At 64.1% G+C, this 13101-nt stretch carries 13 protein-coding genes; 1 reads left to right on the plus strand and 12 read right to left on the minus strand.

The genetic code is table 11. The features are described 5' to 3' along the window. Positions 1-9: 9 nt before the first annotated feature. From ACQS5P_RS05725 to uvrB, 12 genes are all read right to left on the minus strand, one after another. Positions 10-657, minus strand: a complete 648-nt coding sequence (locus ACQS5P_RS05725) for a hypothetical protein (RefSeq protein ID WP_428939943.1) — start codon at positions 655-657, stop codon at positions 10-12. Further along, on the minus strand, positions 650-1927 hold the full coding sequence (pilM, locus tag ACQS5P_RS05730) for a pilus assembly protein PilM (RefSeq protein WP_428939944.1): 1278 nt from the start codon (positions 1925-1927) through the stop codon (positions 650-652). Before pilM ends, ACQS5P_RS05725 begins: the two co-directional genes overlap by 8 nt. A 108-nt stretch (positions 1928-2035) precedes the next feature. Then, positions 2036-2593, minus strand: coding sequence for a pilus assembly FimT family protein (locus ACQS5P_RS05735; protein WP_428939945.1), 558 nt, complete (start codon positions 2591-2593; stop codon positions 2036-2038). A 106-nt stretch (positions 2594-2699) separates the two neighbouring features. Beyond that, entirely contained in the window at positions 2700-2960 is a 261-nt protein-coding gene (locus ACQS5P_RS05740; RefSeq protein ID WP_428939946.1) for a hypothetical protein, read from the minus strand. A 74-nt stretch (positions 2961-3034) separates the two neighbouring features. Further along, complete coding sequence (locus tag ACQS5P_RS05745; RefSeq protein ID WP_428939947.1) at positions 3035-4174, minus strand: hypothetical protein; 1140 nt, start codon at positions 4172-4174, stop codon at positions 3035-3037. 10 nt (positions 4175-4184) lie between these two features. Then, entirely contained in the window at positions 4185-4859 is a 675-nt protein-coding gene (locus ACQS5P_RS05750) for a PulJ/GspJ family protein (RefSeq protein WP_428939948.1), read from the minus strand. Positions 4860-4950: 91 nt separating this feature from the next. Beyond that, complete coding sequence (locus ACQS5P_RS05755) at positions 4951-5532, minus strand: hypothetical protein (RefSeq protein ID WP_428939949.1); 582 nt, start codon at positions 5530-5532, stop codon at positions 4951-4953. After that, positions 5519-6085, minus strand: coding sequence for a prepilin-type N-terminal cleavage/methylation domain-containing protein (locus ACQS5P_RS05760; RefSeq protein ID WP_428939950.1), 567 nt, complete (start codon positions 6083-6085; stop codon positions 5519-5521). Before ACQS5P_RS05760 ends, ACQS5P_RS05755 begins: the two co-directional genes overlap by 14 nt. A gap of 158 nt (positions 6086-6243) precedes the next feature. Beyond that, positions 6244-6768, minus strand: a complete 525-nt coding sequence (locus tag ACQS5P_RS05765) for a type II secretion system protein (RefSeq protein WP_428939951.1) — start codon at positions 6766-6768, stop codon at positions 6244-6246. A gap of 895 nt (positions 6769-7663) precedes the next feature. After that, entirely contained in the window at positions 7664-8566 is a 903-nt protein-coding gene (gene nadC / locus ACQS5P_RS05770; protein WP_428939952.1) for a carboxylating nicotinate-nucleotide diphosphorylase, read from the minus strand. Between the two features lie 227 nt (positions 8567-8793). Continuing rightward, positions 8794-9117, minus strand: coding sequence for a hypothetical protein (locus ACQS5P_RS05775; RefSeq protein WP_428939953.1), 324 nt, complete (start codon positions 9115-9117; stop codon positions 8794-8796). A gap of 57 nt (positions 9118-9174) precedes the next feature. After that, a complete protein-coding gene (gene uvrB / locus ACQS5P_RS05780; protein WP_428939954.1) occupies positions 9175-11253 on the minus strand; it encodes an excinuclease ABC subunit UvrB in 2079 nt (692 codons plus the stop codon). A 303-nt stretch (positions 11254-11556) separates the two neighbouring features. On the opposite strand from uvrB, the gene dacB reads away from it, so the two are divergent. Further along, complete coding sequence (gene dacB / locus ACQS5P_RS05785) at positions 11557-13092, plus strand: D-alanyl-D-alanine carboxypeptidase/D-alanyl-D-alanine endopeptidase (protein WP_428939955.1); 1536 nt, start codon at positions 11557-11559, stop codon at positions 13090-13092. Positions 13093-13101 lie beyond the last annotated feature (9 nt).

Raw genomic sequence — 13101 nt, forward strand, 5'->3', positions numbered from 1 at the left:
CGCTCAGCTTCACAGCCTCTGGTTCAGGTCGATTGAAAAGGTCACCTCAAACTCGCGCAGGATGTGCCCTGCGTCCAGCTTGTCCCGCGCGTACGTCACCGCCACCTGCTCGAAGAAAGGCACGCCGCTCAGCCCCGCCAGGAAACTGGCCAGGTCCAGATCGCTGGGCGCCACGCCGACCAGCTTGACATTCAGGCGGCGGTCCATCTGGCGGAGGGCGCCGGATTGCTGCTCGCCCGCGGGCGGCACGATGTACCGCGCGCCCAGCACGCCGCTCGTCTGCCGCGGCTGCTCCACCGTCTCGCAACTGAACTCCAGCAGGCTCATCTCCGGGGGCATCAGGCCATCCAGCGTCTGAAGCAGCCGCGTGGTCTCCACCGGGAAGCCCAGCGACGCGATCAGCCGCCGACGCGATTCAAGCTGCTGCTTCAGCGACAGGTGCTGCTCCAGCACCTTCTGCTCGGTCTGCGTCTGTTCCAGACGCCCGCTCAGCGTCACCAGCGACGCCTCCGCCGCCCGGATGCTCCGCCGCGCCAGCAGCGTCCACGTGCTCAAGCCCACCACCAGCAGCACCAGCGTCCAGGTCTGAATCAGCACGATCCGCTTGTGCCGCCGCGTCTGGTGATACCACGCGGGAAGAAACTCCAGTTCACGCATGGGCTGCCTCCTGACGTCGAGGCAACGGTTCGGCGGCCGTGGCATGCGACGCGCCAGCGGCGTCGATGCTGCCCAGGTCTACCACCTCGACGGTATCGATCGCGCGGTCCCCGTCGGATGCGCTTTCATCCCTGGCCGCGCCCACGAGCACCTCACGCCGCCGGCCGTCGCGCGAGCCGAAGTATCCCCGCGTCAGCTTCAATCCCGCCCCGAACGCCACCGCCCATTCCCCGAGATGGCCCTGGCGATCGGACTGTCTCATCCGGCTGATGTTGACGCTGGCCAGCGGACGCGATGCCTGCACCGGAATCGGCAGCGCCGAAGTCAGGATCGCGATGAGCTGCGGGTCGCCGGCTTCTCCGCCGAGCACACGCAGCCTGGAGGGCCGGTGTCCGCGAAACGTCACCGAGTGATACCGCAGGCACAGCGACACTTCCCGGGCAAGATCCTCGATGGTGCTGCGCGTGGCGTCGTAGACCGCCTGGCGCACCGGGTCGGTTTTGCCCGGTTCGTCAGCTTGGCCGCCGTCGAACAGCCGCCGGCGGACCGCACGCGCCTCCTCGACCTTGATTCCCAGCTTCCGCGCCACCGCTGAATGAAAATCCTGCGCGCCGATCTCGATCGGCTTGTAGAAGCTGATCTCCCGCCCGCGGCCAATAACCACCTGGCTTCGCCGAAGCCCGACATCCAGCAGGGCATTAACTTCGGTCTCATCCTCGCGGCGGCGGATGAACCGCTCGACGCTGCGGTACAACGCACACGGCTCGAAATCCAGTGACTCGATCACGCATCCGGCCTGGTGAAGTTGCTCGACAAAACCATCGATCTCCTGCTGCCGCGCCGCCACCGCGATCACTTCCAGCTTCGTGTCGCTTCCCTGACGCACCTCGCCGGCGCACAGGTACCGCACCGTCGCCTCTTCAGGCTCGAACGGGAAAATGTGCCTCACCTCATACTGCACCGCCGATTCGACTTCCGCCGGCGGCATCATGGGCAGGCGAAGGTTCTTGACGTGAACGATCTCGCGTGGCAGACAGGCCACCACCCGTCGCCCGATGAACGAGCCGGATCGAAGCATGCCGCGGAGCAGATCCATCGTGGCCGCGACACGCTGTTCGGGCTGCTGGCGCAGCTCTTCCGGCAACGACTGTTTCGCCGCCGCCACCACCGACAGCGACTCGCCCGCCACCTCGAGCTGGAGCATCTTGATGCTGTCCAGCCCCAGATCCAGCCCGATCGGTTGAACTTGTGAGCGCGTTAGACGGATCATCAGACCACGGATGAAGGATCAAACCAGAAGGACGACGAAGCGCGCGGGCATCGCATCGTCACGTCCTTCTCATTTCATCCTTCATCCGTCCTCCTTCATCCTGTCCGTTCACTGCACGGTCGTCTCGCCGGTGAACGGCTCGATCGCGATGGTCAGCCGGTGACTGCCGCAGCACACCTGGATGGTTGCAGGCGAGGTCAGCGGCGCGATGATTCCCGTGGCCGGATCGAATGAAAACGGCGAGCCAAGCTCGTCGAAGCCGATGATGCTCGGACCGCCGAAATTGATCGTCCCCAGCGACGCGTTCTCCAGCCCGCTGTAGCGCACGCCGAAGGCTGTGACGTAATCGGTTTTGTCCACCGGATGGGTGATGGCCGTCAGCGGGCTGGTGTCCGACGCCCGGGTCATCAGGGTGTATTGCTGGCCGACGAACTGCACGAAGTGCTTTTTCTGCATGGCGATGGCGCGGTTCTGGGCATAGATGAGGTCGGCCATCACCACGCGTGCCGCCGCCGACGCCACCAGGTCGTCGCGAGTGCCGATCTGCGGGATGATGATCGCCGAGGCGATCCCCAGGATCACCACCACCGCCAGGATCTCCACCAGCGTAAACCCGCCGCGGGGGTGCAAATTGTGGATTGCCGATCTGTGACTGTGAGCCTGCATATTCTCCTCCGGTCAACTTCGATGCGCAACGCCAACGCTGATCAGCGCCGACCTGTCGGCATTGCACACTCCCACGATCCGCAATCCGGCACATCCGGCATCGGGCTTATCGGCCCGCCGCCTTGCCCTTATTCTCATCGGGCTGAATCACCTTCACCTGAAGGTTTCCGCCATCCAAAAGTGCGATGATCTTGTCCAGTTTCGCGTTGAGCGATTTGAGCTCGTCGATCATCTGGCTGCGATCGCGCCCGGGATCAGTAATCTGCGCGTTGGCGGAGGTCAGATAACCCGTCCCGCCAAACCACTGCCCCGCCAGCAGCAGCACCTGGAGCACGAGCACCACACCCAGCAGTCGTCCCGTTTTCATATGCACATCCTTTCTGAGTCTCTTTGTTCTCGTGGCTGCGCAACGGTGCGAAGCTCGCCCTCTGCCCTCTTGTGTTAATTCCAGGACAGGATCTTCACCGATGTCGCCGCCTGCGGCGTGACCCGCAAATCCGGCACGCTCATCGCATCCGCGTGATAGTTCACCGTCAACACGCCTGAATAAGTGCTCCCAAGCGCTGCGCCCGCCGGCATCATCAGCGCGCCGTTGATCGTCAGCACCGAGCCGAGCGAACTGGGACCGAGCCATTGCAGGCCGCTGCCCGTCCACACGATGCCGTTGGCCGTCACGGTAAGCGGCTTCCTGTTGAGCTTCAGCTCTCGGTCAATGACCAGCGCCGGGAATCCGGGTTGTGGAGTGAAGGTGATGGTTCCGCCGGTAATGTCGAGCACCAGCGAGCCGTTCCGCACGACCAGCGTGCCCGGGAAGGTCATCGACGCCTGGATCCGCACGTCTCCATTGCAGTAGAACACCCGCCCCGGGTTGGTCGTCGAGTTCCACGCGGGCGGCGCCAGCAGCGGATTGCTCACAGGTTGCGGCGTTCCCACCGTCAGGCCGTCGGGCATCAGATACTGCCCGGGGACATCGCCAGCCCCGTAATGGTTCACATCCGCCAGCGTCGGCACAACAAAGCTCGGCGGCGGCGGGGAAATGACCGTCGATCCCGTGATCGTCCCGCCAGCCATGGTCACGCTCCCGCCGGCCAGAACCGACCCGTTCAATGTGTAGTTGGGCGGAACCGTCACCGATCCGCCGAACGCACCTGCGTAGCTTGGAGTAATGCGCACGACCTGGACGTTGGCGGTGGCGCTGCGCGTCAGCGGGGTGCTGCCGCCACTGCGGGCCGTCACGCGGATGCGATAACGGTCGCGCGTCGTCGGGCTTGCTGTCACATCGATGTCGAAGTTGCCGTTGCCGTCGGGCATCGGCACGTTATCCGCGTACATCACGTACCCCGCGTGCCCCATCCACGACGCCGGGGTCTTGGACGGATACTGCAAAAAGAAGATGCCCGCGTGAACGGCAGAATCGGCGATGCAGTCGGCGGCGGCGGCGCGCGAGGTGCCGTCGCTGATCTGCGTCTGAAGCGACGCCGCCGACAGCATCGCGTACCCGATCAGCGCCGCCAGTGCCACCGTCACCAGCACCAGCATCAACGCCAACCCGTGTTCTCTTGCTCGTGCTTCTGGTTGCATACCTTGCTCGCTAGAAGCTGGGGATCGCCGCCGGCGCACGCAACGTCGCCTGGCCGTACTGGATCAGCGGGCGTGCCCTGCCGTCAGGGCTGACACTGCCGTTGTCATCGCGTTGCTCCGGCACGATGCGCAGCGCAAACTGAAGCCGCGGAACCTGCCCGCTGCCCGTGCCGCTCACCTTGAAACTCGCGCCCCAAATGCCGCGCGCCAGTGGCCGCGCCGTCCGACCCACCTTGAAGTTGTCGATCACCGCCGTCGTCGTAAAAGCGCTGTACTGAATGTTCAGCCCCGACCCCTGCCCCGCCGGATAGATCAGCAGCCGATGCCCCGTTGGATCAAACTCGATCAGGGACAGCTCGGTATCCTGGATGATCCCATCGCCACCGGCGGCTTCCTTCCAGAGCATCACCGCCGCGTTTTCGCCGCTGCCGTTGATCGATCCGGCGCGCCACGCGCCCAGCAACCTTGCCTGACGGATCTGGTCCTGGAGGACTGCGGAGACCTGATTGGCGATGACGGTGGCCGACTGGGTCTGTTCCGCCTGCTTCCACGCCGAGCTCATCGCCAGCGCGAACGCTGCCAGCGCGCTCATCACCAGAGACGTGATCACCAACCCCAGACACAGTTCAACAAAGGTAAAGCCGTGGCGCAAGACGTGCCGGATGAGCGATGCCGAGTGACCCATGCCAGACGAATGCCCAGCGACGAATGCCTCGGCGGGCATTCGACATCGAGCGATCGACACGTGGCAACCGACCTTCGGCATTCTCACCACCTCAGCGCGTGATATTGGTCCTGGCGACCAGCCTTGTGAGCTGGGCGCCTTTGCCGGGGCTGTTGCCCTGAATCGTCACGGTCACGACCGCGAAATCGCCGGCGCTGACGCTGGCACCGAACATCACCGTCGGGAACGAGACCGCCACGCGACGCCGATACTGCTGGGCCGCCAGCGGCGCGTCGATGGCCACGGCGAACGATGGCTTGGGCGGCACGGGTGTAAAGTTCCCCTTTGCCGCCAGCTCCGTCGCCCGCGCCACGTCCGTCGTCACCGTGTCGGTGTAGCCGTTGTAGTCGTCGATCGTGTCGTAGAGGCTGCGGTTGGTGCTGGCCGGCCAGCCGGCGACCCCCGTCGATCCGTCCGGCAGGACGATCGGCAGGGAAACGACTTCTTCGATGAGCTGTCGTGCCAGCGCCACGGCGGTCGCGTCGTCCTCCTGCGCCGCCGTCTGCCTCTGCGACGCCACGATCGCCGCCGTCACTCCCACCACCGCCACCGCCAGCACGATCGACGCCACCAGGCACTCGGCCAGCGTGAACGCGGATCGCAGACGATGTGCATTGGGTTTAGTATTCCGCATACGGCGTACCTGCCCCGCCGCTGTCGGCGCCGCTCTGGTTGGCGATGATCTGCCCCGTCGTGGCGTTGTAGATCCACCCCGTCGTGTCATCCACTTCTGTCTTCAAATCCAGCGACGTGGTGAACTTGATCGTGTCCATCATGCTCAACGGGTTGCTGGGCATGCGGCTGAGGTACGGGCCGTACTTGAACACCGCCGTCTTCGTGGTGCTGGTGTTGCCTTCCTCGTCGGTGTACTGCGTCATCTGGTCCAAGAAGCTTCCGGTCACGCCGGGGGGAACGTCGCGATGCAGCGCCTTGTACACCCCGATTTGCGTACGCAGATAACGCAGGTCGTCCTTGAGGGTGTTCTCCTTGGCCTGGTGCGAGGCGTTGCTGAACTGGGGAATGACGATCGTCGCCATGATTCCCAGAATCACGATGACGATGAGGATCTCGATCAGGGTGAATGCGGTGCTCGATCTGCGAGTATTGATGTCAGATGTGCGATGTGTGCGAATCGCAGACCGCCAATCGCCAATCGCAAATCTCCGTGTTGATCTCCGGGCACTCATGTTTGGATCTCCTGACCTGCCCGCGCCCCGTCACCACTGATCATGTTTCAGAAACCGGCTTGGGCGCCGATACGGCGGGGTTCAGCCCCGCCGTACCGGCGCCGCAGCGAACTGTTCATCCGCCGCCGGTGCTTTCCGAGCAACAACTCCTGGATCGATTACAGGTCGTTGTTCGGATCGGTCGGATCGGCCTCGTTGTAGACGTAGCCCAGCTTGGCCGAAGTCGCGAAGACCTTGCCGTTGGTGGTGTTGACGATCCAGCCGACGTTACCCGAAACCGGGTTGGCGCCGCCCAGAGTCGGATCGGTCGTCACACTGCCGACCGCCGAGTAGGAGTTCAGCGGATTGACCGGCTCCTGCTGGAGATACGGGCCGAACGGGCCGGTCGTGGAGGTACCCGCGACGTAGTCGTTCTGGTCAGCGTCGGTCTGCTTCAGCATCTCCGCCCAGTCATTGGTCCCGCTGCCCAGCGACGTGGGAAGCTGATCCTTGTGCTGGAGCTTGTACAGCTCGATCTGGCTGCGGATGGTCTGAAGCTGGCTGACCAGGCTGTTCTTGCGGGCATCCTGCGAGGCGCTGGTGAACTGTGGGATCACGATCGCGGCCAGAATGCCCAGGATGATCACGACGATCAGAATTTCAACGAGCGTGAAGCCGCTCTTGCGCGTGCGATAGGTTCTCATTGCTGAGTTCTCCTGTGTTACTGGAGCGTCGTTTTCAGACGCTCTTGTTCGAGTAGCACGGGCGATCGGCCCGTGTCTCACACCCACACGGGCATGCCGCCCGTGCTACTGGATCCTGACGGTCAAACTGCCGCACGCACGCATCCGCGCCGAAGCGGCGCCACGCGAACGTGCTGCAAGACGAACACAAAGCCTGGCGGCGTTACATGGCCCTGGCGCCTCCTTTCGTCACTGCGTTGCCGCATGGCGCCTCAGGATGCGACGCGCCCGGCCTCTGTCCGCGCGGAAACACCAGCCGGCCATGGCGACGCGCCCATCCGTGCCTGCCCCGCCGGGGCATTGGCGTTCGGATAGCATCGTCATCGACGCCGCAGGCGGGTGACTTAACCACCCGCCCTGGTGATGTCCCGGGCGACTGATCATCAGCCGGCCGCAGCACACCTGGACGCAACAACCGGAGGATCCGCCCGCTCAATCGCGGGCCGATAACCGAGCAGGAGCAGCTCAGCAGACGTGCATCAAACTGCCTTACACCGCCGTCCACGCGAGCATCCTTTCGGCAAGGCCCTCGATCCACAGCAGGACCGGGCCCTTTGCGCATCACCGGAAAGAGCTCGGAGGCAACTCGCGTCCGATCCCGTCCCGATGAGCCGCGCGGAGCCTGACGGCACCATCAACATGCATCATGCCGCCAATCCCCGCGCGGACGCCGCCTTTCGACGGCTTAGCCTTTGTCGGGGATCCTCAATCTGCTTGTCAGCCCACACGGGCTGACGTGATCTGACGTACGATATGTTTGCTCGAACGGCAAACGGGGCAGGACACAAAACGCAGAACAAGCAGAACACCGCGCACAACTCCAACGATTCTGACTGCGGTGCCCCGATTCTGTCAGCTATCCCTCGATCTCCAGTCCGATATCCAGCGCCTTGGCCGAATGCGTGATCGCCCCGACGGCGATGCGGTCCACTCCGGTCAGGGCGATCGAGCGGACCGTTTCCAGCGTCACGCCCCCCGAGGCTTCCAGCAGCAGCTTGCCCTTCTTGCCCGCCGCGTTGCGCAGCTCCACCGCACTCTGCATTCGCGGACAATCCATGTTATCCAGCAGCACGATGTCGATCCCATCGACCTTGAGCACTTCCCTGAACTGCTCCAGGCTCTCGACCTCGACCTCGATCATGCGACCCGGATCCTCCGCGCGGCTGCGCGCCACCGCCCCTGAAAGGTACGAGGCCAGTTCCTTCAGCGGCACGCCCGCAAGGTGGTTGTCCTTGATCAGCACCGCGTCGAACAGTCCGGTGCGATGGTTGTGCCCCCCGCCGCAACGCACTGCGTACTTTTCCAGCGCCCGCAGGCCCGGAATCGTCTTGCGCGTGTCGTAGATCTTCACGCCGGTGCCCTCGACACGACGCACGAACCGCTGCGTCTGCGTCGCCACCCCGCTGAGATGCTGGAGAAAGTTCAGAATCACCCGCTCGGCCGACAGAAGCGATCGCATCGGCCCGCGCACGCGCAACAGTGGCGTCAGCCGCTGGTCGCTGAATCGCCCCTCGATCACGTCCAGATGAAACCCGGGAATCTGCTCGACGCGAAGCCGCTCGTCGTACGCGCGGCAGATCATCTCCACGATCGGCAGTCCGCAGACGATCCCGACCTCGCGCTGCACCAGCGTGCCCACCGCCATCCGGTCCTCGGGAACCAGCAGCCGGCTGGTCACGTCCCCCTGCTGGCCCAGATCCTCGCGGCGGGCAAGCTGAATCAGATCGCGAACCTCATCGACCGACGGGAACGGAAACATTCGGATCCTCCACACCAACGCGCGCCGGCGCCTGGACCATTCGGAACACCGCTATCACACCGGTAACCGCTGCTATTGTATGCGATCAATCCCCAAAGTGCGGAAACAGAGCGGCAATTCCGGCGGCGCTTTCTCGTCCAAGCCCGTCGGCTGATCGCTCGCGCGGCGCCGACACCCGCGACCCAGGCGGGCTGCGCGCCCGGAAATCCTGGCACATCCCCCGCCGCTCAACCCGACACACCGATCAGCTTCAGAAAGCGCGCCACCTCCTGCCGGCCGTAGATCGGCAGCGCCCACTGGTTGGCCTTCTCGAACGGACGTCCCGGTTTGAACCCCTCCCGCTCCAGCAGCCGGATGATCGTCTCGAGTTCGTCGATCGACCGCGCCACCAGCCGCACCTCATCCCCCTTTTTGTACGTGCGTTTCCGCTTCTCCTGCACCAGCCGCTGCGGATTCTGCCATCGCACATATCCGTTGCGATCGAAAAAGAACCTCAATCGCCTGGCCGTGCTGCTGCGCCTGCTCTTCGATCGCACCGTTCGGTTCGTCATGGCTCATCCTTCCGCCTGGATCTTATCAGACCGCGGCCGTGCGCCTGGGCCATGCCACTACCTGGCCACGCGACGTTTGCCGCGGGATTTGCTTCTGGGTTGCCAGATGCCCGGCTGGGCGTCGGGTCGATCGTCGGTGGGGTTGAACGCGGCCGAGCCGCTGCGGATCACCGGCGCTCCCTTCAGCTCGTTGATCTTGTCGCGAAGTTGTGCCGCCCGCTCGAATTCCAGGTTCTGCGCCGCCTGGAGCATCTCCTCCTCCAGCAGCCTGATCAATTCCGCCTGATCCAGCTCCTGCTCGTGAGAATGGATCGCCTGCTGCACGGTCCGGCGGGCGCGGACTTCCGATTCCAGCGCGTCGCGAATGGCCTTCTGCACGGTCTGCGGGGTAATGCCGTGCTCGGCGTTGTATTTCATTTGAAGCTCGCGTCGGCGGTTGGTCTCGTCGATCGCCTGCTGCATTGCTGGCGTGATCGTGTCGGCATAGAGCACGACGCGGGCATTGACGTTTCGCGCGGCGCGACCGATCGTCTGAATCAGTGAGGTCTCGGATCGCAGGAAACCGGCCTTGTCGGCATCCAGAATCGCCACCAGCGACACCTCGGGCAGGTCGAGTCCCTCGCGCAGCAGGTTGATCCCCACCAGCACGTCGAACTCGCCTTTGCGAAGGTCCTGAAGGATCTCCACGCGCTCCAGCGTGTCGATCTCGCTGTGCAGATACCGCCCGCGCAGCCCCGCTTCCTGGATGTAGGCGCTCAGATCCTCCGCCAGCCGCTTGGTCAGGGTGGTCACCAGCACCCTTTCGCCCGCCGCGGCACGCTGCCGGATCTGTTCCAGCAGGTGCGGCACCTGCCCCTGTGCCGGATGGACCACGATTTCCGGATCCACCAGCCCCGTCGGGCGGATGATCTGCTCGACCACCTCCCCGCCGCACTTTTCCAGCTCGTACTTTCCCGGCGTGGCGGAAACGAAGATCACCTGATTCCACATCTGCTCGAACTCTTCAAACCGCAGCGGGCGGTTGTCCAGCGCGCTGGGCAGCCGGAAACCATGCTCGACGAGCACCTCCTTGCGGTTGCGGTCCCCGTTGAACATCGCACGCAACTGTGGAATCGTCACGTGCGACTCGTCGATGATCAGCAGATAGTCCTTCGGGAAATAGTCGATCAGCGTGTACGGTTTTTCGCCGGGCTTTCGGCCGTCAAGGTGCCGGCTGTAGTTCTCGATCCCCGAGCAATAGCCGACCTCCAGAATCATCTCGATGTCGTATTTGGTTCTGGCCAGCAGGCGCTGCGCCTCCAGCAGCTTGCCCTGCCCGCGAAGCTGCATCACGCGCTGGTCCAGCTCCTCGCGGATCGACTGCACGGCGGCCTGGATCCGGTCTTCGGGCATCACGTAGTGCACCGCCGGGTAGATGAACACCTGCTCTTCACTGCGCAGAAGCTCGCCGGTAAGCGGGTTGATCACGTCGATGGCGGTGATCTCGTCGCCGAAGAACTCGATGCGATACGCGAACTCCTCGTAGCTGGGGTGCAGCTCGACCACGTCTCCGCGGACGCGGAACGTGCCTCGCTTGAAGTCCATGTCGTTTCGCGCGTACTGGAGGTCGATCAGTTTTCGCAGCATCTCATCGCGGTCGGTCTGGGCGCCTGTGCGGATCGGCAGAACGCTGCGCTTGTAGTCCACCGGCGAGCCCAGCCCGAAGATGCACGACACCGACGCCACCAGCAGCACATCCGGGCGGCTGACCAGATTGCTGGTGGCGCTGAGCCGCAGTCGGTCCAGGTCGTCGTTTCGCGATGCGTCCTTCTCGATGTAGATGTCGCGCTGCGGGATGTACGCCTCGGGCTGGTAGTAATCGTAGTAGCTGACGAAATATCCCACCGCGTTGTGTGGAAACAGCTCCTTGAACTCCTCGTAAAGCTGCGCCGCCAGCGTCTTGTTGTGGCTGATCACCAGCGTCGGCTTCTGCACCCGCGCGATGACATTGGCCATCGTGAACGTCTTGCCCGAGCCGGTCACACCCATCAGGGTCTGAAACTTCTTGCCCTGGCGGATGCCTTCGACGAGCCGGTCGATGGCCTGGGGCTGATCGCCCTGAGGCTGGAACGGCGAGACGACCTGGAACAACGGCATTTGCGAACCTCCGGCACGGCTTGATCGGGTTCAGGATCGGCTGCGGACATCACGCCGAGCCGCTCGATTATACGATCCTGCCCGGCAGTTTCTCTGCGCTGGTGAACAGGAAGGTCGCGCGTGTGCCACAGGCGTCCCGCCTGTGCCGGCGATCAGCCCGCGGGCGAACATGCGATCGCGTCCCCGCCGGTTCAAAACGCGCCACTTCGCCTTGCTGTTTTCTCGCGAGTCGATAGGCTTGGCGCACGTATCGGAAGCACCCGCGCTGTTGGGAAGTGTTGGCGAGGTTTCGAGGTTTCACGGATGAAACAGTCGTTCCGATTCCTTCCATGGCTTGCCTCGTTTGTGCTGTTTCTGGGGACAGTTGTCCGACCCGCATGCGCCGAGCTGGATGAGCAGATCCGGGCGGTGCTGGCGGATAAGCTCCTGGCCAGGGGCGAGCTGGGCATCCAGATCATCCGCCTGGGCAATTCCCCCGGCGAATCGCGCACGATCTATCAGTACAGGTCGTCGGTGCCGCGCATCCCGGCCAGCAACCTCAAGCTGGTCACCACCGCCGCCGCTCTGGAGAAGCTCGGGTCCGACTTTGCCTTCCGCACGGTTCTGGCGATACGTCAGGAGGCCGGCGCGACCGATTTGGCGATCATCGGCGACGGCGACCCCACCCTCGGCGACGCGGAAATGCTCCGCAAGCTCGGCTGGGACGTCGATACTGTCTTCAAGACCTGGGCCGGAATGCTCCAGCAGCGAGGCGTGCAGCGGATACGCAATCTCTACGTCGATGACAGCATCTTCGACGTGACGTTCGCGCACCCAAGCTGGCCGCCGGAGCAGGAGCACAAGCGTTACGTCGCGCAGGTCGGGGGGATCAACCTCAACGCCAACTGCGTCGATTTTTACCTTCGCATCGGTGGGTACGGGCAGATCGTGGATTACCGCACCAATCCGCCGGATACACGATACATCTCGGTGCGCAACGCCTGCGTTCAGGGATCGAAAAACGCGGTGTGGCTGTCGCGGCAGCGCGGATCCAACGACGTGGTGCTGCGCGGCGAGACTAACGCCAACAACGTCGAGCCGATCTCCGTGACGATTCACGATCCGCCGATGTACGCCGGCACGGTGCTGGCCGAGACGCTCGTGCGCGCGGGGGTCGGCGTGGCCGGGTCCGTGGAGCGGGATCGCACGATTCGCCAGGCGATGCTGAACCCCGGCCCCGGGCATGCCCCGGGCGTTGGCCCGGCCACTCAATCCGCCGACCGATGGATCCCCCTGGCCGTGCATGCCACGCCGCTGGCGACCGTGCTGGCGCGGGCCAACAAGGACAGCATGAACCTCTACGCCGAGGCGCTGTGCAAGCGACTGGGCGCCGCCGCCACCGGACTGACCGGCTCGTGGGACAATGGCACGGCGGCGATGGGCGCGTTCCTGGAATCGCTGGGAGTCAATCGCGATGAGTTCACCATCGACGACGGCTGCGGACTGTCGAAAAAGAACATGATCAGCCCCAATGCGATCGCGCGCGTCCTGGAGCATAAGTTCCACGACCGGGATCGGGAGGTGTTCCTGAACAGCCTTGCGGTGGCCGGCATCGACGGCACTTTCGAGGACCGCTTCCGGGACTCGGACCTGCGCGGACGCGTGTTCGGCAAGAGCGGCTACGTCCGCGGCGTGGCCTCGCTCAGCGGCTATCTCCGGGCGCGCGACGACAACTGGTACGCCTTCTCGATCCTCATGAACGAGGTCTACGACTACGCCTCGGCGAAGGTGCTTCAGGAGCGGATCGTCAAAGCCATCGACGCCGCCGCCAATGAAGCCAACGTCGCCTCGGGAAGGTGAATCACCCCC

Origin of the sequence: Fontivita pretiosa (assembly GCF_050410795.1) — a bacterium.
Lineage (GTDB): Bacteria > Planctomycetota > Phycisphaerae > Tepidisphaerales > Tepidisphaeraceae > Fontivita > Fontivita pretiosa.